General features: G+C 47.4%; 1 pseudogene. It reads left to right on the forward strand.

Annotation, left to right across the window (positions count from 1 at the left end):
- Positions 1 to 789 (forward strand): annotated as a pseudogene (locus D8852_RS09910) (LPXTG cell wall anchor domain-containing protein); the annotation flags it as partial.

Genomic DNA, 789 nt, shown 5'->3' on the forward strand with positions numbered 1-789 from the left:
CAATCAGCAAGCACAAGCTTGAGCAACAGCGTATCTGCATCAATCAGTGCATCTGAATCAGCAAGCACAAGCTTGAGCAACAGCGTGTCTGCTTCAATCAGTACTTCAGTATCAGCAAGCACAAGCTTGAGCAACAGCGTATCTGCATCAATCAGTGCTAGCCAATCAGCAAGCACAAGCTTGAGCAACAGCGTAAGTGCTTCAATCAGTGCTAGCCAATCAGCAAGCACAAGCTTGAGCAACAGCGTATCTGCATCAATCAGTGCATCTGAATCAGCAAGCACAAGCTTGAGCAACAGCGTAAGTGCTTCAATCAGTGCTAGCCAATCAGCAAGCACAAGCTTGAGCAACAGCGTAAGTGCTTCAATCAGTGCTAGCCAATCAGCAAGCACAAGCTTGAGCAACAGCGTAAGTGCTTCAATCAGTGCTTCTGAATCAGCAAGCACAAGCTTGAGCAACAGCGTAAGTGCTTCAATCAGTGCTAGCCAATCAGCAAGCACAAGCTTGAGCAACAGCGTGTCTGCTTCAATCAGTACTAGCCAATCAGCAAGCACAAGCTTGAGCAACAGCGTATCTGCATCAATCAGTGCATCTGAATCAGCAAGCACAAGCTTGAGCAACAGCGTGTCTGCTTCAATCAGTACTTCAGTATCAGCAAGCACAAGCTTGAGCAACAGCGTATCTGCATCAATCAGTGCTAGCCAATCAGCAAGCACAAGCTTGAGCAACAGCGTAAGTGCTTCAATCAGTGCTAGCCAATCAGCAAGCACAAGCTTGAGCAACAGCGTA

This window comes from Streptococcus mitis, assembly GCF_003942695.1.
Lineage (GTDB): Bacteria > Bacillota > Bacilli > Lactobacillales > Streptococcaceae > Streptococcus > Streptococcus mitis_BD.